Annotated in this window: 21 protein-coding genes, 3 tRNA genes and 1 pseudogene; 24 read left to right on the forward strand and 1 reads right to left on the reverse strand. The window is 61.0% G+C overall.

Annotated features, from left to right (window positions below; translation table 11 throughout):
* From C0V73_RS08815 to C0V73_RS08835, 5 genes and pseudogenes are all read left to right on the forward strand, one after another.
* Positions 1-212, forward strand: a pseudogene (locus C0V73_RS08815) (UDP-glucuronate 5-epimerase); the annotation flags it as partial.
* Positions 213-355: 143 nt separating this feature from the next.
* Entirely contained in the window at positions 356-1,054 is a 699-nt protein-coding gene (locus C0V73_RS08820) for a GntR family transcriptional regulator (protein ID WP_102020328.1), read from the forward strand.
* 98 nt (positions 1,055-1,152) lie between these two features.
* On the forward strand, positions 1,153-2,055 hold the full coding sequence (locus C0V73_RS08825) for a dihydrodipicolinate synthase family protein (RefSeq protein WP_102019667.1): 903 nt from the start codon (positions 1,153-1,155) through the stop codon (positions 2,053-2,055).
* A 237-nt stretch (positions 2,056-2,292) separates the two neighbouring features.
* Positions 2,293-4,176 (forward strand): hypothetical protein, encoded by a 1,884-nt coding sequence (locus tag C0V73_RS08830; protein WP_245407929.1) that lies wholly within the window; start codon positions 2,293-2,295, stop codon positions 4,174-4,176.
* 124 nt (positions 4,177-4,300) lie between these two features.
* Complete coding sequence (locus C0V73_RS08835) at positions 4,301-5,026, forward strand: NYN domain-containing protein (protein ID WP_102019668.1); 726 nt, start codon at positions 4,301-4,303, stop codon at positions 5,024-5,026.
* A 28-nt stretch (positions 5,027-5,054) separates the two neighbouring features.
* Here the strand turns inward: C0V73_RS08835 and C0V73_RS08840 are convergent.
* A tRNA-Val gene (locus C0V73_RS08840) sits at positions 5,055-5,130 on the reverse strand.
* 337 nt (positions 5,131-5,467) lie between these two features.
* On the opposite strand from C0V73_RS08840, the gene C0V73_RS08845 reads away from it, so the two are divergent.
* The 19 genes from C0V73_RS08845 to C0V73_RS08935 all read left to right on the forward strand — a co-directional run bounded on the left by C0V73_RS08845 (position 5,468) and on the right by C0V73_RS08935 (position 22,832).
* Positions 5,468-5,544: transfer RNA gene (locus tag C0V73_RS08845), tRNA-Asp, on the forward strand.
* A 64-nt stretch (positions 5,545-5,608) separates the two neighbouring features.
* Positions 5,609-5,685 (forward strand) — tRNA-Asp (locus tag C0V73_RS08850).
* Positions 5,686-5,947: 262 nt separating this feature from the next.
* A complete protein-coding gene (locus C0V73_RS08855) occupies positions 5,948-6,313 on the forward strand; it encodes an NADH-quinone oxidoreductase subunit A (protein ID WP_006727567.1) in 366 nt (121 codons plus the stop codon).
* Positions 6,304-6,885 (forward strand): NADH-quinone oxidoreductase subunit B, encoded by a 582-nt coding sequence (locus C0V73_RS08860; RefSeq protein ID WP_054150616.1) that lies wholly within the window; start codon positions 6,304-6,306, stop codon positions 6,883-6,885. Before C0V73_RS08855 ends, C0V73_RS08860 begins: the two co-directional genes overlap by 10 nt.
* Before the next feature lie 18 nt (positions 6,886-6,903).
* On the forward strand, positions 6,904-7,506 hold the full coding sequence (locus C0V73_RS08865) for an NADH-quinone oxidoreductase subunit C (RefSeq protein WP_102019669.1): 603 nt from the start codon (positions 6,904-6,906) through the stop codon (positions 7,504-7,506).
* A 17-nt stretch (positions 7,507-7,523) separates the two neighbouring features.
* The gene (locus C0V73_RS08870) at positions 7,524-8,714 is read left to right on the forward strand and encodes an NADH-quinone oxidoreductase subunit D (protein ID WP_102019670.1); all 1,191 of its coding nucleotides are present in this window, start codon (positions 7,524-7,526) and stop codon (positions 8,712-8,714) included.
* Complete coding sequence (locus C0V73_RS08875; protein ID WP_102019671.1) at positions 8,714-8,956, forward strand: hypothetical protein; 243 nt, start codon at positions 8,714-8,716, stop codon at positions 8,954-8,956. The genes C0V73_RS08870 and C0V73_RS08875 overlap by 1 nt, the downstream gene beginning before the upstream one ends.
* A gap of 18 nt (positions 8,957-8,974) precedes the next feature.
* On the forward strand, positions 8,975-10,099 hold the full coding sequence (locus C0V73_RS08880) for an NADH-quinone oxidoreductase subunit E (protein WP_102019672.1): 1,125 nt from the start codon (positions 8,975-8,977) through the stop codon (positions 10,097-10,099).
* Between the two features lie 11 nt (positions 10,100-10,110).
* Positions 10,111-11,415, forward strand: a complete 1,305-nt coding sequence (nuoF, locus tag C0V73_RS08885) for an NADH-quinone oxidoreductase subunit NuoF (protein ID WP_006727574.1) — start codon at positions 10,111-10,113, stop codon at positions 11,413-11,415.
* A gap of 12 nt (positions 11,416-11,427) precedes the next feature.
* The gene (locus tag C0V73_RS08890) at positions 11,428-12,174 is read left to right on the forward strand and encodes a 5' DNA nuclease (protein ID WP_102019673.1); all 747 of its coding nucleotides are present in this window, start codon (positions 11,428-11,430) and stop codon (positions 12,172-12,174) included.
* A gap of 143 nt (positions 12,175-12,317) precedes the next feature.
* Positions 12,318-14,399 (forward strand): NADH-quinone oxidoreductase subunit NuoG, encoded by a 2,082-nt coding sequence (nuoG, locus tag C0V73_RS08895; protein WP_102019674.1) that lies wholly within the window; start codon positions 12,318-12,320, stop codon positions 14,397-14,399.
* Between the two features lie 12 nt (positions 14,400-14,411).
* Positions 14,412-15,455 carry an NADH-quinone oxidoreductase subunit NuoH gene (nuoH, locus tag C0V73_RS08900; protein ID WP_102019675.1) on the forward strand — a complete coding sequence of 348 codons (1,044 nt, stop codon included), beginning with the start codon at positions 14,412-14,414 and terminating at the stop codon, positions 15,453-15,455.
* 39 nt (positions 15,456-15,494) lie between these two features.
* A complete protein-coding gene (gene nuoI, locus C0V73_RS08905; RefSeq protein ID WP_102019676.1) occupies positions 15,495-15,986 on the forward strand; it encodes an NADH-quinone oxidoreductase subunit NuoI in 492 nt (163 codons plus the stop codon).
* A 153-nt stretch (positions 15,987-16,139) separates the two neighbouring features.
* Entirely contained in the window at positions 16,140-16,754 is a 615-nt protein-coding gene (locus C0V73_RS08910) for an NADH-quinone oxidoreductase subunit J (protein WP_102019677.1), read from the forward strand.
* A gap of 28 nt (positions 16,755-16,782) precedes the next feature.
* Positions 16,783-17,091 carry an NADH-quinone oxidoreductase subunit NuoK gene (nuoK, locus tag C0V73_RS08915; protein WP_102019678.1) on the forward strand — a complete coding sequence of 103 codons (309 nt, stop codon included), beginning with the start codon at positions 16,783-16,785 and terminating at the stop codon, positions 17,089-17,091.
* 7 nt (positions 17,092-17,098) lie between these two features.
* Positions 17,099-19,093, forward strand: a complete 1,995-nt coding sequence (nuoL, locus tag C0V73_RS08920; RefSeq protein WP_102019679.1) for an NADH-quinone oxidoreductase subunit L — start codon at positions 17,099-17,101, stop codon at positions 19,091-19,093.
* Complete coding sequence (locus tag C0V73_RS08925) at positions 19,093-20,604, forward strand: NADH-quinone oxidoreductase subunit M (protein ID WP_102019680.1); 1,512 nt, start codon at positions 19,093-19,095, stop codon at positions 20,602-20,604. The genes nuoL and C0V73_RS08925 overlap by 1 nt, the downstream gene beginning before the upstream one ends.
* A gap of 18 nt (positions 20,605-20,622) precedes the next feature.
* Entirely contained in the window at positions 20,623-22,068 is a 1,446-nt protein-coding gene (gene nuoN / locus C0V73_RS08930; RefSeq protein WP_102019681.1) for an NADH-quinone oxidoreductase subunit NuoN, read from the forward strand.
* Positions 22,065-22,832 (forward strand): biotin--[acetyl-CoA-carboxylase] ligase, encoded by a 768-nt coding sequence (locus C0V73_RS08935; RefSeq protein WP_102019682.1) that lies wholly within the window; start codon positions 22,065-22,067, stop codon positions 22,830-22,832. Before nuoN ends, C0V73_RS08935 begins: the two co-directional genes overlap by 4 nt.
* The last annotated feature ends 6 nt before the right edge of the window (positions 22,833-22,838 follow it).

Here is a 22,838-nt window from a genome sequence, read left to right on the forward strand (position 1 = left end):
TGATGGACTTCGTTGAATTGGTAGAAAAGGCGCTCGGCCAGCCGGCGATCCGCCACATGCTGCCGATGCAGAAGGGCGACGTGCCGCGCACCTATGCAGCCCCGGATCTCCTGCAGGCGTTGACCGGCTACACGCCGACCACCAAGCTCGAAGACGGCGTAAAAGCCTTCGTCGAATGGTATCTCGAGGCCCGCCGCGAACTCCAAGCGTGAGGCCGTCATACCGCCCCGTGAATGCCAGCCTTGACTTTCGCGACCGTTAACAGCTGTTCTGGCGCCGAACGGTAGGCTGCGGCGGTTGCCGATAGAGCGGGACGACAGGCATGGACGAGGCAAGCAGCGCAGACACCGAGACCATGAAGGGCGAGGGGCCCCGCGCCCGCGGCTCCGGCACCGAATCGGTCTACAAGGCGCTGCGCCACGAAATCCTCACCATGGAGCGCCCACCGGGCAGTCCGCTCGACGAAACGCGTCTCTCCGAACATTTCGGCATGTCCCGCACACCGATTCGCGAAGCGCTGCTCCGGTTGACCTCCGAAGGCTTGGTCACCAGCCTGCCCAATCGAAACACGATCGTCGCCGTCATCGATTTCTCCAGCCTGCCGACCTATTTCGAGGCGCTCTGCCTGATGTACCGCGTCACCACGCGGGGTGCTGCCCAGCGCGCCGGCGAGGCATGCATGGCAGAAATCGTCCGCCACCAGGAGGCCTTTGCCCAGGCGGTCGAGGCGCAGGACGCCTTCGCCATGATCGAGGCGAACAGGGAATTCCACGTCGCCATCGCCGAGCGCGCCGGAAATCCCTACTACACGACCTTCTTTGCCCGCCTGCTCGACGAGGGGCGCCGGATCCTCAGGCTCTACTACCAGACCTTCGATGACCGTCTGCCGCGCCGCTATGTCGAGGAGCACGAGAAGATCATCGAGGCGATCCGCTCCGGCGATGTGGAAGAGGCGGACCGGCTGTCGATTGCCCATGCCGACCAGATCGTCCGCCAGATCCAGGATTACGTAGCGCGCAACATCACTGCTGCCGCCAAACTCCCGAACCTCTGACCCCGCAAATCCACCGTTTCAGCAGTCCCTGAAACACGCCCCTTGCTTTTGTCGACAAACTGTATACGGTGAATTCACCTCATCAACAGGAGCTTCCCATGACCACTGGCTGGCACGGCGTATTCCCCGCCGCAACGACCCAATTCCATGAAGATCTCTCGGTCGACATCGACGCCACCCAGCGCGTGCTCGACGCCCTCGTCAACGATGGCGTGAACGGCCTGATCGTCATGGGCACCTGCGGCGAGAACAACTCGCTCGATCCGGAAGAAAAGCGCACCATCCTGAAGGCCGCCGTCGAGGTGGTGAATGGCCGCGTGCCGATCGTCACTGGCGTATCGGAATTCGACACCCGCCGCGCCTCGGCCTATGCCCGCGATGCGGAAAAGATCGGCGCCGATGGCCTGATGCTCCTGCCGGCCATGGTCTATGTGCCGAAGCCGCATGAACTGGTCGCCCATTTCAAGACGGTCGCCGAAGCGACCGGCCTGCCGATCATGCTCTACAACAACCCGCCGGCCTACCGCGTCAACATCGGTGCCGAAGTGCTGGAAGCGCTCGACGGCGTGAAGAACATCAAGGCCGTCAAGGAAAGCGCGCCCGATCCGCGCCGCTTCACCGACCTGATCAACGCCTTCGGTGACCGCTACGACATCTTTGCCGGCCTCGACGACGTGGCACTCGAAGGCCTGATGCTCGGCGCCAAGGGCTGGGTCTCTGGTCTCACCAGCGCTTTCCCGGCCGAATCGGTGGCGCTGGTCGCTGCCGCCGACCGTGGCGACTGGATGGAAGCCCGCCGCATCTACCGCTGGTTCATGCCGCTTCTGCATCTCGATGCCGAACACGACCTCGTCCAGTCGATCAAGCTCGCCGAACAGATCATGGGCCGCGGCTCCGAGCGCGTCCGTATGCCGCGCATGCCGCTTCAGGGCGCGCGCCGTGCGGAAGTCACTGCCATGGTCGAAAAGGCCGCTGCGACCCGCCCGATTGGCGGCAAGTAAGGCCTGACAGACTGCGAATTTTGGAGGACCCGCAGATGCAAGTCTGCGGGTCTTTTGCGTGGTGCCTGCATTTGCCGCCAGCCTCTCGATCACCAGCAACTCACGCGCCTGTGACTTTTTCAGGGTCCATCGGCCACCCTGCTTCCCATTCTCACCGAATGTTAACGGCCCGCCTGCGATCCCGGCGTTCTACGTTCCATCAGGGGGTCGGGATATGACGAAGAAGACGAGTGCAGATTGGCGCGGTGGTTGCGCTATGAGTTCGACAAGAGCATGGCCGGTGGTGCGATCGCGCTGATTGGCTGGCTGGCGCTGATCTCGCTGGTGGTCATCAGCCTGGCCGGCGCCTTCCTCGCGCTCACCGGCATTGCGCCGGAAGGCGGCGAACCGGTGAGCTTCATCGAAGGCACCTGGGAATCGCTCATGCGAACCTTCGATGCAGGCACCATGGGCGGCGACCAGGGCTGGGGCTTCCGGCTCGTCGCGCTGGTCGTGACGCTGGCCGGCATCTTCGTCTTCTCAGCCTTGATCGGTGTCATCAGTTCAGGCCTGGAAAACAAGCTCGACGAATTGCGCAAGGGCCGCTCGCGCGTCCTCGAAAGCGACCACACGATTATCCTCAACTGGTCGGCCTCGATTTTCGACGTCATTTCCGAGCTCGTCATCGCCAACCAGAGCCGTCATCGTCCGCGCATTGTCATCATGGCGAACAAGGACAAGGTGGAGATGGAAGAGGAGATCGCCGACAAGGTGGGCGATCTCAAGAACACCAAGATCATCTGCCGCAGCGGCGACCCGACCGATCTCTTCGATCTGTCGATCGTCAACCCGCACACGTCCCGCTCGATCATCGTCCTGTCGCCCGAGAGCGAGGATCCCGATTCCCAGGTCATCAAGTCGGTTCTCGCTCTGGTGAACGACCCTAACCGCCGTCCCGAGCCTTATACGATCGCGGGCGAGATCCGGGATGCGCAGAATACGGAGGTCGCGCGAATCGTCGGCGGCAGCGAGTTGCAGCTGGTGCTGGCCGACGATCTCATTTCCAGGATCGTGGTCCATACGAGCCGCCAGTCGGGCCTGTCCGCAGTCTATACCGAACTGCTCGATTTCAACGGTTGCGAGATCTACACGCTCCCCCAGCCGGCACTGGAGGGCAAGCCATTCGGTGCGGCGGTCATGTCTTACGAAACGAGCACCCTGATCGGCATCTGCGATGCAGAAGGCAAGATCCATCTCAACCCGTCTCCGAATCGCACGATCGCTCCCGGTGAGCGGCTGGTGATCATTGCCGAGGACGACGCATCCATTCAGACATGGAACGGTGCCCCGCAGATTGCCCAGGGCGCGATCCTCCAGGCGAATCCTCAAGCCCCGACCGCAGAACGCACCCTGGTCCTCGGCTGGAACCGCCGTGGTCCGATCATCGCGTCCGAGCTCGGTCGCTACGTCGCCCCTGGATCCGTTCTCACGGTGGCTGCCAGCACCCCGAAATTCGAGGCCGATATCGCCGCGTTGACCTTGCCGAACGACAATATGAGCGTATCCCATGTGGTGATCGATACCAGCAGCCGGTCGGCACTCGAAGCGCTCGACATCCCGTCCTACGACCACGTGCTGGTCCTGGGTTACAGCGACGACATGTCGATGCAATCGGCCGATACCCGCACCTTGATCACGCTTCTGCACCTGCGCAAGATCGCCGAGCGCGCCGGCCTCCACATCAATGTGGTGAGCGAGATGACGGATGTCCGCAACCGCGAGCTTGCGGAAGTCACCCGCGCCGATGATTTTGTCGTCAGCAACAAGCTTGTCAGCTTGATGCTGGCCCAGGCCTCCGAGAACGAGTTCATGGCGGCGATCTTCGACGAGTTGCTGGATGTAGAAGGCTCCGAGATCTACATGCGCCCCATGAGCGACTATGTGGATATCTCGCAGCCTGTGAATTTCTTCACTGTCGCCCTCTCGGCGCTCCGTCGAGGCGAAATCGCCATCGGCCACCGCCGCCAGCGGGCAGGGGATGCAGACGAGCGCAATCTCGGCGGCGTCGTCGTGAACCCGAACCGCTCGGAGCTGCTCGCTTACACAGAGAAAGACATGGTGATCGTCCTGGCGCAGGACTGAGGGCCCACGCACTATTCATTTCTGCGGTAGCCCTTGCCAATCATGTGTCGACTGGTTGTGATGCAATCAGTCGACTACGCTCTGGTTTCAGCGTTGTCTGGATCCACGATGCTGGGAGGCGTGCATGGCAACGAAAGAGAAGACGGAACGGCTCGCCGTCCTAATTGATGCAGACAATACGTCCAGCAAGATTGCGGATCGGCTCTTTGAAGAAATTGCGCGACTCGGCGAGGCGAGCGTCCGGCGCATCTACGGCGATTTCTCTGATGCCCGCATGAAGGGTTGGAGAGAGACTTTGACGCGCCATGCCATCGTGCCGCAGCAACAGTTTGCTTACACGACCGGAAAGAATGCCTCTGACATCACGCTCGTAATAGACGCCATGGATCTGCTCCAGAGCAACAGATTCGCTGGCTTCTGCCTCGTATCCTCTGACAGCGACTTTACCCGGCTTGCCTCGCGCATTCGCGAACAGGGCGCAGATGTTTATGGCTTCGGTGAACAGAAGACGCCGGAGAGTTTTCGCCAAGCCTGCAGCCGCTTCATCTACACGGAAAATTTGGCCATTGAGCCTTCGGGCGAAGGTGATGTGAAGCCTCCACCGTCCTTGAAGCCAGCCAGCGCTGCAGTCCCAATCATCAGGCGTCTTTTGGCCGATATTGACAGCGATGATGGCTGGGTAGCTCTAGCCGCCCTCGGCACACAGCTTTCAAACCTCAAGTCAGATTTTGATTCTCGCACCTACGGCTCCACAAAGCTCAGCGATCTCGTGCGCAAGGCGGGTGCATTCGAGGTGGAGATCAGGGAAGGCAAGGGCATGCACATCCGAAACCGTAGGACCAAGGATTGAATGCAGAGAAGAATACGAGGAGGAAAAATGGTGGGCGATGAGAGACTCGAACTCCCGACATCCTCGGTGTAAACGAGGCGCTCTACCAACTGAGCTAATCGCCCGTGCGCTGACCGGATCATGTCCGCCGCGTCGGTGGCCGTGATCTATGCGGATCGCGCAAAATCTGCAAGAGCGTTTGTGCAGATTTTTTGTTTTTTTGTCATCCGGCCATCAGCGTCATGTGGATAAGCGACGAGAATCCTTGTTTTCCGCCTGCGGCGCGTTGTCGCGAACAGGAGGCTCCCGGCAAGCCCGGGGGAGGGCGCTGGGCAAAAAATCGGGCGGTCACGGTTTTGTCTTGAAAGCTGCTTGACACCTCCAGATGAACCCCGTAGAGAGCCGCTCATCGAACGGCAAGCCGCTCGACGGGGATCGCCTTGAACCCCGATTTGGAAATGCGCGGGTGTAGCTCAGTTGGTTAGAGTGCCGGCCTGTCACGCCGGAGGTCGCGGGTTCGAGCCCCGTCACTCGCGCCATTCCAAAGCCTTCAGGGCATGCTGCTTAAGGCAGCGAAGACATGGGGCCAACCCCATGAAATGCGCGGGTGTAGCTCAGTCGGTTAGAGTGCCGGCCTGTCACGCCGGAGGTCGCGGGTTCGAGCCCCGTCACTCGCGCCACTTCTTTTCTCCAGGTGATTTTATGATGTCTTGCGCCTCCGGTGCCGGCATCATTGCTGTGTCTTTTTGCGCTGCACGCGCGATTGCGCGAGACAGGCATTTTACCCGCTGGTAAGGTGCTATCCGGTATCGGTGAAAAGGCTTTGGTTGGACTTGCGCTGGGTGGCTGCCTGCGCTAACCACGGCGCGTTGCAACTCTCTTTACGGCTTGTCGACTCCGCCCTAGATGCCTCATGGCATGCGAGACAAGCAGGGTGATATGATGACTGAACTGCTCGGTTCTTACCTTCCGATCGCCATCTTCATCGGCATATCCTTGATTATCGGTATCGCGCTTCTGGTGGCGCCGTTTGCCGTGGCTTACAAGGCGCCCGATTCGGAGAAGCTTTCGGCCTACGAGTGCGGCTTCAATGCGTTTGACGATGCCCGCATGAAGTTCGACATCCGCTTCTACCTGGTGTCGATTCTCTTCATCATCTTCGACCTCGAAGTCGCCTTCCTGTTCCCCTGGGCAGTGTCGTTCGGTGAGATCGGCTGGTTCGGCTTTTGGTCGATGATGGTTTTCCTCGGTGTTCTCACCGTCGGCTTTATCTATGAATGGAAGAAGGGGGCGCTCGAATGGGAGTGATCCAGTCCGATACGACGATGATCGCGCCGCAGGCGAAGGGTATCATCGATCCCAACACCGGCAAGCCGATCGGCGCCGATGACCGCTTCTTCGGCGAGATCAACAATGAGCTCGCCGACAAGGGCTTTCTGGTCACCTCGACCGACGAGCTGATCAACTGGGCCCGTACCGGCTCCCTGATGTGGATGACCTTTGGTCTGGCATGCTGCGCCGTCGAAATGATGCAGCTGTCCATGCCGCGTTACGACGCCGAGCGCTTCGGCTTTGCGCCTCGCGCGAGCCCGCGTCAGTCCGACGTCATGATCGTCGCCGGCACGCTGACCAACAAGATGGCGCCCGCGCTCCGCAAGGTCTATGACCAGATGCCGGAGCCGCGTTACGTGATCTCGATGGGTTCATGCGCCAATGGCGGCGGCTACTACCATTATTCCTATTCCGTCGTGCGCGGCTGCGACCGCGTCGTGCCGGTCGATATCTACGTGCCGGGCTGTCCCCCCACGGCAGAAGCTCTGCTTTATGGCGTGATGCTCCTGCAGAAGAAGATCCGGCGCACGGGCACGATCGAGCGGTAAGGCGAAGGGACTGAAAACATGAGTGAAGCCCTGAACGAGCTTGCCTCCTACCTCGCAGAAATGCGTGGTGCGCTGATCGCGTCGAGCGAAATCAATTTCGGCGAGCTGTCGCTGACGGCCAAGTCGGAAAACCTGATCTCGCTCCTGACCTTCCTGCGCGACGACGTCCAGTGTGGCTTCGTCAACCTGATCGACATCTGCGGCGTCGACTACCCGAAGCGCGAAGACCGCTTCGACGTGGTCTACCACCTGCTGTCGCCGCGCCAGAACCTGCGCATCCGCATCAAGGTCGCGACTGGTGAGTTTAAGCCGGTCCCGTCCGCCTGTTCGGTATTCCCCGGCGCTGACTGGTTCGAGCGCGAAACCTGGGACATGTACGGCATCCTCTTCACGGATCACCCGGACCTGCGTCGTATCCTTACCGACTACGGCTTCGAAGGCCATCCGCTGCGCAAGGACTTCCCCACGACCGGTTTCGTCGAAGTTCGCTACGACGACAACGCCAAGCGGGTCGTCTACGAACCGGTGGAGCTCAAGCAGGAATTCCGCAATTTCGACTTCCTCTCGCCCTGGGAAGGCACGGACTACGTGCTGCCCGGCGATGAAAAAGCGGCCAAGTGAGCGGAAGGGCAGAGACCATGAACGAACACAACGTCCGCAACTTCAACATCAACTTCGGTCCGCAGCATCCGGCCGCCCACGGCGTTCTCCGCCTGGTGCTGGAACTTGACGGTGAAATCGTCGAGCGCGTCGATCCGCATATCGGCTTGCTTCATCGCGGCACCGAGAAGCTGATCGAGACCAAGACCTATCTGCAGGCGCTGCCCTATTTCGATCGTCTCGACTATGTCGCGCCGATGAACCAGGAACATGCCTATTCGCTGGCCGTCGAAAAGCTCCTCGACATCCAGATCCCGATCCGTGGTCAGCTGATCCGCGTTCTCTATTCGGAGATCGGCCGTATCCTCTCGCACCTCTTGAACGTCACGACGCAGGCCATGGACGTCGGCGCGCTGACGCCGCCGCTCTGGGGCTTCGAAGAGCGCGAGAAGCTGATGGTGTTCTACGAGCGCGCCTCCGGTGCCCGTATGCACGCAGCCTATGTCCGTCCGGGTGGCGTGCATCAGGACCTGCCGCATGATCTCGTCGAGGATATCGGCAAGTGGTGCGATCAGTTCCCGGAAAAGCTGGACGACATCGACGATCTTCTCACCGGCAACCGCATCTTCAAGCAGCGTAACGTCGATATCGGCGTTGTCAGCCTTGACGACTGCTGGGCCTGGGGCTTCTCGGGCGTGATGGTCCGCGGTTCCGGCGCTGCCTGGGATCTGCGCAAGTCGCAGCCCTACGAGTGCTATGCCGATCTCGACTTCGATATCATGGTCGGCAAGAACGGCGACTGCTACGATCGTTACCTGATCCGCATGTTCGAAATGCGCGAGTCGGTGAAGATCATGAAGCAGTGCGTCAATCGCCTGCTCGGCGATGCCAAGACCGGCCCGGTTTCGTCGCTGGACGGCAAGGTCGTTCCGCCGAAGCGTGGCGAGATGAAGCGTTCGATGGAAGGCTTGATCCACCACTTCAAGCTCTACACCGAAGGCTATCACGTGCCGGCCGGTGAGGTTTATGCCGCTGTCGAAGCCCCCAAGGGCGAGTTCGGCGTCTTCCTCGTCTCCGACGGCACAAATAAGCCCTATCGCTGCAAGATCCGCGCCCCGGGTTATGCACATCTGCAGGCCATGGATTTCCTGTGCCGCGGCCACCAGCTGGCCGACGTCTCGGCGATCCTCGGCTCGCTCGACATCGTGTTCGGGGAAGTTGACCGCTGATGCTGAAGCTACTCGCCGCAACGTTGATCTGTCTCGGTGCCACCCAGGTGGTGGCCCAGGAACAGGGTAACGTATCGTCGCGCGAGACTGTATCGATGGCCAAGCTGATCCAGGATGGATACGAGATTAAGAGTTCCAGCTGGACCGGCTCGAAGCTCTTCGTATTCGTTCAGAAAGACAATTCGGCCTATGCCTGCGAATTCGCCAATGTGACGAATACGCGGTGTGGTTCCATAAACTGAGACAAGGCGTGAGGAAGTATGTCCGTTCGTCGACTAGCCGAAGAGCAATTCCAGCCCGCAGCGTTTTCGTTCAACGCGGAAAACGCCACCTGGGCTGAGGCCACCATTCGCAAGTATCCGGCGGGGCGCCAGCAATCGGCTGTCATTCCGCTTCTGATGCGCGCACAGGAACAGGAAGGCTGGGTCACCAAGGCTGCTATCGAGTATGTCGCTGAAAAGCTCGACATGGCTTACATCCGCGTCCTGGAAGTCGCGACCTTCTACACCCAGTTCCAGCTGAAGCCTGTCGGCACCCGGGCCCATATCCAGGTCTGCGGCACGACGCCTTGCATGCTGCGCGGCGCGGAAGATCTGATCCACGTCTGCAAGTCGAAGATCCATCCGGAGCCCTTCGAGCGCAACGCCGACGGCACGCTCTCCTGGGAAGAAGTCGAGTGTCAGGGCGCCTGCGTCAATGCGCCGATGGTGATGATCTTCAAGGACGCCTATGAAGACCTGACCGTGACCCAGCTCGAGCACATCATCGATCGCTTCGCCGCAGGCAAGGGTTCCGACGTCAAGCCGGGCCCGCAGGTCGATCGCATCTTCTCGGCACCTGTCGGTGGCCCGACGACGCTGACCGATGACATCCAACCGATCCGCTTCAGCGACACGCCTGCTGCTGCCAAGCCCGAGGAAACGTCCGTTCCGCCGGCCAACGCCGCAAAGCCGGTGACCGATGCGCCCGAAACAGACAAGAGCCTGAAGACGCCTGCTACCGCCAAAAAGGCGGCAGCGGAAAACGTCAAGCAGAAGGGCGATTCCGCCGACACGGCACGCCCGGTCGAAAAGGAAGTCGCACCGGCTCCTGCTCCGGTCATGGACGAGAAAAACCGTCCTGCTGGCATCGAGCGTCCGGCAGCTCCCGATGATCTAAAGATGATCTCGGGCGTCGGTCCGAAGATCGAAGCGACACTGAACGGCCTCGGCATCTACACGTTCGAGCAGATCGCCAAGTGGAAGAAGGCAGAACGCGAGTGGGTCGACACCTACCTCAAGTTCTCCGGCCGCATCGAGCGGGACGACTGGGTAAAGCAGGCCAAGGCGCTCGCCAAGGGCGGCGAAGCGGAATACATCAAGGTCTTCGGCAAGAAGCCACGCTGAGAGGTTAGGTTATGTTGAGAGATCAGGATCGCATCTTTACCAATATCTACGGCCTCAAGGACAAGTCCCTGAAGGGCGCCATGAGCCGTGGCCACTGGGACGGCACCAAGCAAATCCTCGAAAAGGGCCGGGACTGGATCATCAACGAGATGAAGGCTTCCGGTCTTCGCGGTCGCGGCGGCGCAGGCTTCCCCACCGGTCTCAAGTGGTCCTTCATGCCGAAGGAATCGGATGGTCGCCCGCATTACCTCGTGGTCAATGCCGACGAGTCGGAGCCTGGCACCTGCAAGGACCGCGAGATCATGCGCCATGATCCGCACACCCTGATCGAAGGCTGCGTCATCGCCTCCTTCGCCATGGGCGCGCATCATGCCTTCATCTATGTCCGCGGCGAATTCATGCGCGAACGCGAAGCCCTGCAGGCCGCGATCGACGAATGCTATGACTACGGACTGCTCGGCAAGAACAACAAGCTCGGCTATGACATCGACATCGTCGTGCATCATGGCGCCGGCGCTTACATCTGCGGCGAAGAAACCGCACTTCTGGAAAGCCTTGAAGGCAAGAAGGGCCAGCCGCGCCTGAAGCCGCCATTCCCGGCCAACATGGGTCTCTATGGCTGCCCGACGACGGTCAACAACGTCGAATCGATCGCGGTTGCGCCGACCATCCTGCGTCGCGGTGCGTCCTGGTATTCGAGCTTCGGTCGCCCGAACAATGCCGGCACCAAGCTGTTTTCGATCTCCGGTCACGTCAACAAGCCGTGCACGGTCGAAGAAGCCATGTCGATCACCTTCCAGGAGCTGATCGAAAAGCACTGTGGCGGTATTCGCGGCGGCTGGGACAACCTGCTCGCCGTCATCCCGGGCGGCTCGTCGGTACCTTGCGTACCGGGCGCCCAGATGAAGGACGCCATCATGGATTATGACGGTCTGCGCGAGTTGGGCTCCGGCCTCGGCACCGCCGCTGTCATCGTCATGGACAAGTCGACCGACATCGTGAAGGCGATCTGGCGCCTCTCGGCCTTCTACAAGCACGAAAGCTGCGGCCAGTGCACGCCGTGCCGTGAAGGCACGGGCTGGATGATGCGCGTCATGGAACGCATGGTGAAGGGCAATGCCCAGAAGCGTGAAATCGACATGCTCTTCCAGGTGACGAAGCAGGTCGAGGGCCACACGATCTGTGCGCTCGGTGACGCCGCCGCATGGCCGATCCAGGGCCTGATCAAGCATTTCCGTCCCGAGATGGAGAAGCGCATCGACCAGTACACCCGCAACGCGATCGCGCACGGGGTGGTCATGGAAGCGGCAGAGTAAGGGACAAAAGGGATGACGAGCTCTTCGGACAAGGGCGGGAAGAAGGGGTCGGACGAACCGGCGTCGGAAACTCGCGCTCCCGAAGGTCTCGACGACCTGATGACCAATCCGGCGGCCGCAATGGCCGCCGCAACCGCCTTCGGCTTCGGCATGGCGGCGCAGATGAGCAAGTTCTTCCTCGGCTCCCTCCAAGGCGCCATGGAAGTGACAGGCCAGCTCGCGCGGCAGCTGGAAGAAGAACGCAAGGCGGCCGAAGCAAATACGGTGGCCGAGCCCGAGACCAAGGTCGAGGTGCCTGCTAAGACCCCAGAACCAGCGCCTACTCCGGCGAAGGTGAAGGTGGAAAAGCCTGTTGCGTCGAAGGTGAAGGCCAAGGCTGAGGGGCCGGCTAAACCGGTCGCTGCCAAGGTGGAAAAGCCGAAGCCGGCACCAAAGGCAAAGGCTGTCGCGAAACCTGCGGCCGCACCGAAGGTCAAGGCGAAGCCAGAGCCGAAGGTCGAGGTCGCCGTTCCGGCACCGAAGCCGAAAAAGGCCTCCGGCAAAGCCGACGATCTGAAGAAGATCGACGGTATCGGCCCGAAGGTCGAGCAGGTCCTGAAGGGCAGGGGCATAACCCGCTATCAGGATCTGGTGGCGATGGACGAGGCGGCGCTTGTTGCGCTGGACAAGGAATTGGGTTTCGACGGCCGCGTGCTGCGAGACGACTGGGCAGGCCAGGCGCGCCGATTGGCGGGCGGCAAGGCTCGGTCAGGCAAGTGAGATTAGGGTCCGGCGGCGCGGGGGCGATGCGCTGGGCTTGAGGGATAAAACGGGCGGCTTTTCATCCGGAAGGGACGAGGGTCGTCAGTCGCGGCAGGAATGCCACGGCAAGATGCGCGGAAGCGTGAGGCAGGAAGGCGAATATGGCAAAGCTGAAGGTCGACGGTAAAGAGATCGAGGTTCCGGATCATTTCACGCTGTTGCAGGCGTGCGAGGAAGCCGGCGCCGAGGTTCCGCGCTTTTGTTTCCATGAAAGACTGTCGGTTGCCGGCAATTGCCGGATGTGCCTTGTCGAAGTAAAGGGTGGCCCGCCGAAGCCGGCAGCCTCTTGCGCCATGGGCGTGCGCGACGTGCGTGGCGGCCCGAACGGCGAACTTCCGGAAGTTTTCACCAACACGCCGATGGTCAAGAAGGCTCGCGAAGGCGTGATGGAATTCCTGCTGATCAACCATCCGCTGGATTGCCCGATCTGCGACCAGGGCGGCGAATGCGACCTGCAGGACCAAGCCATGGCCTTCGGTATCGACAGCTCGCGCTATACCGAGAACAAGCGCGCCGTCGAAGACAAGTATATCGGACCGCTGGTCAAGACCGTGATGAACCGCTGCATTCACTGCACGCGCTGCGTCCGCTTCACCACCGAAGTGGCCGGTATTGCCGAACTCGGCCTGATCGGCCGTGGCGAAGATGCCGAGATCACGACCTATCTCGAGCAGGCAATGACGTCTGAGCTGCAGGGCAATGTCGTCGACCTCTGCCCGGTCGGCGCGCTGACCTCGAAGCCTTTCGCCTTCACGGCTCGTCCGTGGGAACTGAACAAGACCGAATCGGTCGACGTCATGGACGCGCTGGGTTCAGCGATCCGCGTCGATACGCGTGGTCGCGAAGTCATGCGCATCATGCCGCGCGTCAACGAGCAGATCAACGAAGAGTGGATCTCCGACAAGACCCGCTTCATCTGGGATGGCCTGAAGACCCAGCGTCTCGACCGCCCCTACGTGAAGAAGGATGGCCGTCTGCAGCCTGCAAGCTGGGCTGAAGCATTCGCCGCCATCAAGTCGGCAGTTGCGTCGACCTCGGCTGACAAGATCGGTGCTGTCGCCGGTGACCTCGCTTCCGTCGAAGAAATCTTCGCGCTGAAGTCGCTCCTCAACGCTCTCGGGTCCTCGAATACCGACTGTCGCCAGGACGGGACGGCACTCGATCCGTCGCTCGGCCGTTCGACCTACGTCTTCAATGCCGGTATCGAAGGCATCGAAGCCGCTGATGCGATCCTCATCGTTGGTGCGAGCCCGCGCTACGAAGCAGCCGTTCTCAACGCCCGCATCCGCAAGCGTTGGCGCCGCGGTGGCCTGCCTATCGCCCTGATCGGCGAAGGCGGCGACCTGCGCTACCCTTACGAATATCTCGGTGCTGGCACCGAAACTCTGGCCGAACTCGTCTCGGGCAAGAACAACTTCGCCGAAGCGCTGAAGGCCGCCAAGAACCCGATGATCATCATCGGCCAGGGCGCCCTGTCGGGTCCTGATGGCAAGGCCGTTCTCGCGAACGCCGCCAAGTTGGCAGCCGATGTTGGCGCAGTGACCGACGAGTGGAATGGCTTCTGCGTCCTGCACACCGCAGCCTCGCGAGTCGGCGCTCTCGACCTCGGCTTCGTGCCGGGCGAGGGGGCAGTTGCTGCCGGTCAGATGCTGTCCTTGCTCGACGTCGTCTTCCTGCTCGGCGCCGACGAACTCGATTTCTCGGCCAAGACAGCCAAGTGCGTCGTCTATATCGGCAGCCACGGCGACAATGGCGCGCATTACGCCGACGTCATCCTGCCGGGCGCGACCTATACCGAAAAGTCGGGCACCTGGGTCAACACCGAAGGCCGCGTCCAGATGGGCAACCGTGCCGGCTTCGCGCCGGGCGAGGCCCGCGAAGACTGGGCGATCCTGCGTGCGCTCTCCGACGTGCTCGGCAAGAAGCTGCCGTTTGATTCGCTGTTGCAGCTGCGTGGCCAGCTATATGAAGCCTACCCGCATTTCGCCGAGATCGACGAGATCGCAGCCGGCTCTTCGGCCGATATTGCTGCACTGGCGAAAAAACCCGGGACGATGGGCAAGTCTCTGTTTGCGTCGCCGGTCAAAGACTTCTATTTGACGAACCCGATCGCACGCGCTTCGGCCGTCATGGCAGAGTGCTCGGCATTGGCCCGCAACAATTTCAAGGCCGCGGCAGAGTAAGGGCAGGGGACCATGGATAATTTCGTTTCCACCTATGTGTGGCCGGCGGCCATCATGATCGGGCAGTCCCTTCTGCTGCTCGTCTGCCTTCTGGTCTTCATCGCCTATATCCTGCTCGCAGACCGCAAGATCTGGGCAGCCGTTCAGCTGCGTCGCGGTCCGAACGTCGTCGGCCCCTGGGGTCTCTTCCAGTCCTTCGCCGACCTTCTGAAGTTCGTCTTCAAGGAGCCGGTCATCCCGGCAGGCGCCAACAAGGGCGTCTTCCTGCTCGCTCCGCTCGTCGCCGTCACACTGGCGCTCGCAACCTGGGCCGTCATCCCGGTCAACGCCGGATGGGTGATCGCCAACATCAATGTCGGCATCCTCTTCGTCTTCGCCGTCTCCTCGCTCGAAGTCTACGGCATCATCATGGGGGGCTGGGCGTCGAACTCGAAGTACCCGTTCCTCGGTGCCCTTCGTTCGGCAGCGCAGATGGTTTCCTACGAAGTCTCGATGGGCTTCGTCATCGTCACCGTTTTGCTCTGCGTCGGTTCGCTCAACCTGACCGACATCGTGGTTGCCCAGAACAACGGCCTCGGCACGATGATGGGTCTCCCGGCCTCGTTCCTCGACTGGCACTGGCTGGCGCTCTTCCCGATGTTCGTGATCTTCTTCATTTCGGCATTGGCAGAAACCAACCGCCCGCCTTTCGATCTTCCGGAAGCCGAATCCGAACTCGTTGCCGGCTTCATGGTCGAATACGGCTCGACCCCGTACATGATGTTCATGCTCGGCGAATACGCGGCCATCGTCCTGATGTGCTCGCTGACCACGATCCTCTTCCTCGGAGGCTGGTTGCCGCCGGTCGACGTCTGGTTCCTGAACTGGGTCCCGGGCATCATCTGGTTCGTGCTGAAGGCGACCATGGTCTTCTTCATGTTCGCCATGGTGAAGGCATTCGTTCCGCGCTACCGCTATGACCAGCTGATGCGTCTCGGCTGGAAGGTCTTCCTTCCGATCTCGCTCGCCATGGTCATCATCACTGCATTCGTGCTGAAGCTGATGGGTTGGGCGTAATGACGCCCGCCCGGACACTTGGCTGATTAGGAGAACAAGATGGCTGCTCTGACCCAGGCTATCAATTCGATCTTCCTGAAGGAGTTCGTCGGCGCATTCTTCCTGTCGATGCGCTACTTCTTCAAGCAGAAGGCAACGATCAACTACCCGTTCGAAAAGGGCCCGGTATCGGCCCGCTTCCGCGGCGAGCATGCGCTGCGCCGCTATCCGAACGGCGAAGAGCGCTGCATCGCCTGCAAGCTCTGCGAGGCGATCTGTCCTGCCCAGGCCATCACCATCGAAGCCGGCCCGCGCCGCAATGACGGCACGCGCCGCACGGTCCGTTACGACATCGACATGGTGAAGTGCATTTATTGCGGTTTCTGCCAGGAAGCCTGCCCGGTCGACGCGATCGTTGAGGGACCGAACTTCGAGTTCGCCACCGAGACCCGCGAAGAACTCTATTTCGACAAGGCACGCCTGCTTGACAATGGCGACCGCTGGGAACGTGAAATCGCGCGCAACATCGCGATGGACTCTCCCTACCGCTGATCCCTTAGGGATCGATCGCCTTGGGCGGAGCGCGGGGCTTCGCCGGGGCACATGAATGAATTTTGTAACGGGCGTGCCGATGGGGATATCGGTCACGCCTTATCGGGCGGCGGGGCAGGGCCCTCGTCCGGGGGAAGATGAAAAGGCACCAACATGGGTCTTCAGGCTCTCTTTTTCTATCTCTTCGCCTTTGTCGCGGTGGCTTCGGCCTTCATGGTGATATCGGCTCGGAACCCGGTCCATTCGGTCCTGTTCCTCATTCTGACCTTCATCAACGCTTCGGGCCTTCTGCTCCTCACGGGAGCTGAATTCCTGGCGATGATCCTTCTGGTCGTCTATGTCGGCGCGGTTGCGGTTCTCTTCCTCTTCGTCGTGATGATGCTCGACATCGACTTCACGGAACTGAGGGCAGGGGCTGCGAAATACGCCCCCATCGGCGCGTTGATCGGCCTCATCGTGGCAGTCGAGCTTGTCGTCGTGATTGGCGGCAGCGCGATCAGCCCGGAAGCGCTGAACGCGATCACCCAGCCGATCCCGGCTGTGGCCGAACGTCAGAACACGCAGGCGCTGGGCGACGTGCTCTATACCGACTACGTCTTCTTCTTCCAGATCGCGGGCCTCGTCCTGTTCGTCGCCATGATCGGCGCGATCGTGCTGACACTGCGCCACCGCACCAACATCAAGCGCCAGGACATCTCCGCCCAGGTCGCCCGCACGCCTGAAACTGCCGTCAAGGTGGTCAAGGTCAAGCCGGGCCAGGGCGTCTGAGCCGAGCAAGAGGTCAAGGAACAGAATTATGGAAATCGGTCTTTCCCACTACCTCACGGTCAGTGCCATGCTCTTCACCCTCGGGGTCTTCGGCATCTTCCTGAACCGCAAGAACGTCATCGTCATCCTGATGTCGATCGAGTTGATCCTGCTCGCGGTCAACATCAACATGGTCGCCTTCTCGACCTTCCTCGGCGATCTCGTCGGCCAGGTCTTCGCGCTGTTTATCCTGACGGTGGCAGCCGCCGAAGCGGCTATTGGTCTCGCGATCCTGGTGGTCTTCTACCGTAATCGCGGCTCCATCGCCGTCGAAGACGTCAACATGATGAAGGGCTGATTGGGTCATGATCTACAAGGCTATCGTCTTTCTCCCCCTGATCGGCTTCCTGATCGCCGGCCTTTTCGGCCGCCAGATCGGTGCCAAGGCGTCGGAATATGTGACCACCGGTCTGATGATCATCGTGGCCGTTCTGTCCTGGATCGTCTTCTTCAACGTCGCAATGAGCCATGAGGCCCACGAGGTCATCAAGGTCCCCGTGCTGCGCTGGATCCAGTCCGGCGGCATCGACGTCGAGTGGGCCTTCCGCATCGACACGCTGACGGCCGTCATGTTTGTCGTCGTCAACTCGGTGTCGTGCCTCGTGCACCTCTACTCGATCGGCTACATGCATCACGACCCGCATCGGCCGCGCTTCTTTGCCTATCTCTCGCTTTTCACCTTCGCGATGCTCATGCTCATCACGTCGGACAACCTGCTGCAGATGTTCTTCGGCTGGGAAGGCGTAGGTCTTGCGTCCTATCTGCTGATCGGCTTCTGGTATAAGAAGCCGTCGGCTTCGGCTGCCGCCATGAAGGCCTTCATCGTCAACCGCGTCGGTGACTTCGGCTTCATCCTCGGCATCTCGGCGCTCTTCGTGATGTTCGGCTCGATCAACCTCGAGACGATCTTTGCCTCGGCCCAGTCCTATCTGCCGACCGATCCTGCAGCCGCTCCGGAAGTTGTCCTCAACCTCTTCGGCATGCAGCTCGACCGCAGCCATGCGCTGACCGGCGCCTGCCTCCTGCTCTTCATGGGCGCGATGGGTAAGTCTGCGCAGTTCCTGCTGCACACCTGGCTTCCGGACGCCATGGAAGGCCCGACCCCGGTTTCGGCGCTCATTCACGCCGCAACCATGGTCACCGCCGGCGTCTTCCTCGTCGCCCGCATGTCGCCTGTGTTCGAGCTGTCGCCGGATGCGCTGACCTTCGTCACCATCGTCGGTGCGATCACCGCCTTCTTCGCCGCGACCGTCGGTCTGGTGCAGAACGACATCAAGCGGGTCATCGCCTATTCGACCTGCTCGCAGCTCGGCTACATGTTCGTGGCACTCGGCGTCGGCGCCTATGGCGCGGCCGTCTTCCACCTCTTCACGCACGCCTTCTTCAAGGCGCTCCTGTTCCTAGGCGCAGGTTCCGTTATCCACGCCGTCGATGGCGAGCAGGACATGCGCTATATGGGCGGTCTGCGTAAGCACATCCCCTATACCTTCTGGGCGATGACCATCGGTACGCTCGCGCTGACCGGCGTGGGCATCCCCGGAACGATCATCGGCTTTGCTGGCTTCTTCTCCAAGGACGCCATCATCGAATCGGCCTTCGCTTCCCATACCTCGGTCGGCGTCTTCGCCTTCACCCTGCTCGTGATCGCAGCCCTTTTCACCAGCTTCTACTCGTGGCGTCTGGCGTTCATGACCTTCTTCGGCAAGCCGCGCGCTTCCGCCGATGTCATGCACCACGTCCACGAGTCGCCGATGGTTATGCTGCTGCCGCTTCTGCTGCTCGGCATCGGTGCAGTCGTCGCTGGCGTGATCTTCCACGACTACTTCTTCGGCCATCACTATGCCGAATTCTGGAAGGGCGCGCTCTTCACGCTGCCGACCAACACGGTTCTCGAAGAGTTCCATGACGTGCCGAAGTGGGTGAAGTGGAGCCCGTTCGTCGCCATGGCACTCGGCTTCGTCACCGCCTGGTACATGTATATTAAGAACCCGTCGGCGCCGAAGAAGCTCGCTGAACAGCAGTGGATGCTCTACCAGTTCCTGCTCAACAAGTGGTACTTCGACGAGCTCTACGACTTCCTCTTCGTTCGGTCCTCCAAGGCGCTCGGCCGCTTCCTCTGGAAGAAGGGTGACGTTGCCACCATCGACGCCTATGGCCCGAACGGTGTTGCCTCGGCCGTCGGTGGCCTGACCCAGAGGGTCGTCCGCCTGCAGTCTGGCTACCTCTACCACTATGCCTTCGCGATGCTGATCGGCATTGCGGCCCTCGTTACCTGGATGATGCTCGGGAGCTCCCTCTGATGACCGATTGGCCCATTCTCTCGACGGTCACCTTCCTTCCCCTGGTCGGCGTGGCTCTGCTCCTGCTGACCCGTGGTGACACCTCTCTCGGCCGCCGCAACATCCTGAACGTCTCGCTGCTGACGACGGTCTTCACCTTCGTCGTGTCGCTCTTCATCTGGATCAACTTCGACAATTCGAACACCGGCTTCCAGATGGTGGAGAAGCACGCCTGGCTCGGGACCGGCATCTCCTACCATGTCGGCGTCGACGGCATCTCGATGCTGTTCGTCATCCTGACGACGTTGCTCATGCCCTTCTGCATTCTCGCGAGCTGGACCTCGGTCGAGAAGCGCCTGAAGGAATACATGATCGCATTCCTGGTCCTCGAGACCCTGATGATCGGCGTCTTCGTGTCGCTCGACATCGTGCTGTTCTACGTCTTCTTCGAAGCCGGCCTCATTCCGATGTTCATCATCATCGGCGTCTGGGGTGGCAAGGATCGCGTCTACGCGTCCTACAAGTTCTTCCTCTACACGCTGCTCGGCTCGGTGCTGATGCTGCTCGCCATCATGGCGATGTACTGGGATGCCGGCACGACCGATATCGCAGCGCTCCTGCAGCACGACTTCCCGCCGCAGATGCAGACCTGGCTATGGCTTGCCTTCTTCGCCTCGTTCGCGGTGAAGATGCCGATGTGGCCTGTTCATACCTGGCTGCCAGACGCACACGTTCAGGCACCGACGGCGGGTTCCGTCATCCTGGCGGGCATCCTCCTGAAGCTTGGCGGCTACGGCTTCCTGCGCTTCTCGCTGCCGATGTTCCCGCTGGCGTCCGACTTCTTTGCGCCCTTCGTCTTTACGCTGTCGGTCATTGCCATCATCTACACCTCGCTGGTCGCGATGATGCAGGAAGACATCAAGAAGCTGATCGCATACTCGTCCGTCGCCCACATGGGTTACGTGACCATGGGTATCTTTGCCGCCAACCAGCAGGGCGTGCAGGGTGCGATCTTCCAGATGATCAGCCACGGCTTCGTCTCCGGCGCGCTCTTCCTTTGCGTTGGCGTGATCTACGACCGTCTCCATACCCGCGAGATCGCGGCCTATGGCGGCCTGGTCAATAACATGCCGAAATATGCGCTCGCCTTCATGGTATTCACCATGGCCAATGTCGGCCTGCCAGGCACCTCGGGCTTCGTCGGTGAATTCCTGACCCTGATCGGCGTCTTCCGCGTCAACACCTGGGTCGCGCTCTTTGCCGCCACCGGTGTCATCCTTTCGGCCGCCTATGCGCTCTGGCTCTATCGCCGGGTCGTCTTCGGTGCGCTTGAGAAGGAGAGCCTGAAGGCCATGCTCGACTTGAATGCCCGCGAAAAGCTCGTGCTTTACCCGCTGATCGCACTCACCATCTTCTTCGGCGTCTACCCGGCTCCCATCCTCGATGCGACCGCAGCCTCCGTCGACAATCTGGTGAACAACTACTCCGCAGCCTTGCAAGCAGCCCAGTCTCTGGCGCTGATTGCGAACTGACGACAGGATCCTTTGGACATGACCGTTGAAACTCTCATTGCAAGCCTGCATCTGGTCACGCCGGAACTGATCCTGGCCGTGGGCGCCATGGTGCTGCTCATGATCGGCGTGTTTTCGGGCGATAAGTCGAACAGTGTCGTCACCGGGCTGGCGATCGCGCTCCTGATCTTCTCCGGCGCCTGGCTGGTGTTTTCGGGCGCCGAAGGCGAAGCCTTCAACGGTGCCTATATCGCCGACGGCTATGCGACGTTCATGAAGATCCTCGCCCTCATCGGTTCGGTGACGGCGATGATCATGGCGGTCGGTCACGCCCGCTTCGACCACCTGGATAAGTTTGAATTCCCGGTCCTGCTGGTGCTGGCGACCCTCGGCGTCATGCTGATGATCTCGGCCAACAACCTGATCACGCTCTACATGGCGCTCGAACTGCAGTCGCTCGCGCTCTACGTCGTCGCTGCCATCAACCGCGACAGCCTGCGCTCGACGGAAGCCGGCCTCAAGTACTTCGTGCTCGGCGCACTCTCCTCGGGCATGCTGCTCTACGGCATGTCGCTGGTCTACGGCTTCACCGGCAACACCGGCTTTGAACAGATCTCCGCCGTTCTCTCGCAGGGCGAACCCTCGCTCGGCCTGATCTTCGGTCTGGTCTTCGTCCTCGCCGGTCTGGCATTCAAGATTTCGGCCGTTCCGTTCCACATGTGGACGCCGGACGTTTACGAAGGCGCCCCGACACCGGTCACCGCCTTCCTGGCGGCTGCCCCGAAGATCGGCGCCATGGCCATCTTTGTGCGTATCGTCATCGACGCCTTCCTGCCGATCTTCGCCGAATGGCAGCAGATCGTCGTCTTCATCGCGATTGCTTCGATGGTACTCGGCTCGGTCGCCGCGATCGGACAGAAGAACATCAAGCGACTGATGGCTTATTCGTCCATCGGTCACATGGGCTACGCGCTCGTCGGTCTTGCCGCCGGCAATGACACCGGTGTTGCCGGTGTTCTGCTCTACATGATGATCTATCTGGTCATGACGCTCGGCACCTTCGCCTGCATCATGGCGATGCGCCAGAAGGAAGGCGGCAATGTAGAAAGCATCGACGATCTCGCTGGCCTTTCGACCACGCGTCCCTTCATGGCCTTCGTGCTGACCGCGCTGATGTTCTCGCTCGCCGGCATTCCGCCGCTTGCAGGCTTCTTCGCCAAGTACTTCGTCTTCGTGGCGGCCATCGAAGCCAAGCTCTACGCGCTCGCCATCATCGGCGTTCTGGCCTCGGTCATTGGTGCCTACTACTACCTGCGCATCATCAAGGTCATGTGGTTCGACGAAGCCAAGGGTGAATTCGCCCGCACCTCGGTCGAGCTGCGCCTCGTCTTTGGCCTCTCTGGCTTCTTCGTCCTCGGTTATGTCCTCTTCGGCGGCCCGCTCGGGACCGCTGCGGAAGCCGCTGCAAAGACGTTGTTTAATTGACCAGCCTCGGAAGACCGCGCCGGATTTCCCTCGATGATTTCCGGCACGAAGCCTTAGACGAAGTCTCGTCCACCAATACGGAAGCATTCGCCCGCGCTCGCGCGGGCGATTCCGGTTTTCTATGGCTCACAGCCGAGCGCCAGACCGGAGGCCGTGGCCGTCGTGGGCGCCCCTGGGTGTCCGAGCGCGGGAATCTTTATTCGTCCCTCTTGTTGATCGATCCGGCCCCTTCAGAGCAACTCGGCTCCTTGCCCCTTGCAGTGGCGCTTGCGGTCCATGCCGCCGTGCAGTCGGTGATGCCGCCGGGTGGTGAGCCCGTCGACATAAAGTGGCCGAACGACGTGTTGATCGGCCGCAAGAAGACCTCGGGCATCCTGCTGGAAGCAGAACGCGTCGCCGAGGGCCGCATGGCACTTGCGATCGGTATCGGCATCAACATTGCCCATCGCCCGGATCTGACGCTCTATCCGGTCACGTCGCTCGCCGATCAGGGCGTGTCGATCTCGCCGCCGGAATTCTTCGCCCGCCTTTTCGTCGAGATGGCGGACGTGCTTGATGTCTGGGACGAGGGCAGGGGCATTGCCGAGATCGTCCGGCGGTGGCGCGCTGCCGCCTGCGGCATCGGCGAGAAAATCACGGTGAACCTGCCGGATCGCTCGATTTCCGGTATCTTTTCCGGAATCGATGATAAGGGAATTTTATTGCTCGACCGGGGCCCCGACGGAATGATGTCGGTTGCCGCCGGAGATGTGTTTTTCGGGTAGACTGGA

Origin of the sequence: Rhizobium sp. TH135 (genome assembly GCF_002855515.1) — a bacterium.
GTDB lineage: Bacteria > Pseudomonadota > Alphaproteobacteria > Rhizobiales > Rhizobiaceae > Allorhizobium.

What these genes read in the sequence shown, in the direction of transcription:
- C0V73_RS08875 (WP_102019671.1), top strand. Translation starts at nt 8,714, where the DNA reads ATGCTGAAGCTACTCGCCGCAACGTTGATCTGTCTCGGTGCCACCCAG.
- nuoG (WP_102019674.1), top strand. Translation starts at nt 12,318, where the DNA reads ATGGCAAAGCTGAAGGTCGACGGTAAAGAGATCGAGGTTCCGGATCAT.
- nuoF (WP_006727574.1), top strand. Translation starts at nt 10,111, where the DNA reads ATGTTGAGAGATCAGGATCGCATCTTTACCAATATCTACGGCCTCAAG.
- C0V73_RS08825 (WP_102019667.1), top strand. Translation starts at nt 1,153, where the DNA reads ATGACCACTGGCTGGCACGGCGTATTCCCCGCCGCAACGACCCAATTC.
- nuoH (WP_102019675.1), top strand. Translation starts at nt 14,412, where the DNA reads ATGGATAATTTCGTTTCCACCTATGTGTGGCCGGCGGCCATCATGATC.
- nuoK (WP_102019678.1), top strand. Translation starts at nt 16,783, where the DNA reads ATGGAAATCGGTCTTTCCCACTACCTCACGGTCAGTGCCATGCTCTTC.
- nuoI (WP_102019676.1), top strand. Translation starts at nt 15,495, where the DNA reads ATGGCTGCTCTGACCCAGGCTATCAATTCGATCTTCCTGAAGGAGTTC.
- C0V73_RS08925 (WP_102019680.1), top strand. Translation starts at nt 19,093, where the DNA reads ATGACCGATTGGCCCATTCTCTCGACGGTCACCTTCCTTCCCCTGGTC.
- C0V73_RS08890 (WP_102019673.1), top strand. Translation starts at nt 11,428, where the DNA reads ATGACGAGCTCTTCGGACAAGGGCGGGAAGAAGGGGTCGGACGAACCG.
- C0V73_RS08835 (WP_102019668.1), top strand. Translation starts at nt 4,301, where the DNA reads ATGGCAACGAAAGAGAAGACGGAACGGCTCGCCGTCCTAATTGATGCA.
- C0V73_RS08865 (WP_102019669.1), top strand. Translation starts at nt 6,904, where the DNA reads ATGAGTGAAGCCCTGAACGAGCTTGCCTCCTACCTCGCAGAAATGCGT.
- C0V73_RS08820 (WP_102020328.1), top strand. Translation starts at nt 356, where the DNA reads ATGAAGGGCGAGGGGCCCCGCGCCCGCGGCTCCGGCACCGAATCGGTC.
- C0V73_RS08910 (WP_102019677.1), top strand. Translation starts at nt 16,140, where the DNA reads ATGGGTCTTCAGGCTCTCTTTTTCTATCTCTTCGCCTTTGTCGCGGTG.
- C0V73_RS08870 (WP_102019670.1), top strand. Translation starts at nt 7,524, where the DNA reads ATGAACGAACACAACGTCCGCAACTTCAACATCAACTTCGGTCCGCAG.
- nuoN (WP_102019681.1), top strand. Translation starts at nt 20,623, where the DNA reads ATGACCGTTGAAACTCTCATTGCAAGCCTGCATCTGGTCACGCCGGAA.
- C0V73_RS08855 (WP_006727567.1), top strand. Translation starts at nt 5,948, where the DNA reads ATGACTGAACTGCTCGGTTCTTACCTTCCGATCGCCATCTTCATCGGC.
- C0V73_RS08880 (WP_102019672.1), top strand. Translation starts at nt 8,975, where the DNA reads ATGTCCGTTCGTCGACTAGCCGAAGAGCAATTCCAGCCCGCAGCGTTT.
- nuoL (WP_102019679.1), top strand. Translation starts at nt 17,099, where the DNA reads ATGATCTACAAGGCTATCGTCTTTCTCCCCCTGATCGGCTTCCTGATC.
- C0V73_RS08860 (WP_054150616.1), top strand. Translation starts at nt 6,304, where the DNA reads ATGGGAGTGATCCAGTCCGATACGACGATGATCGCGCCGCAGGCGAAG.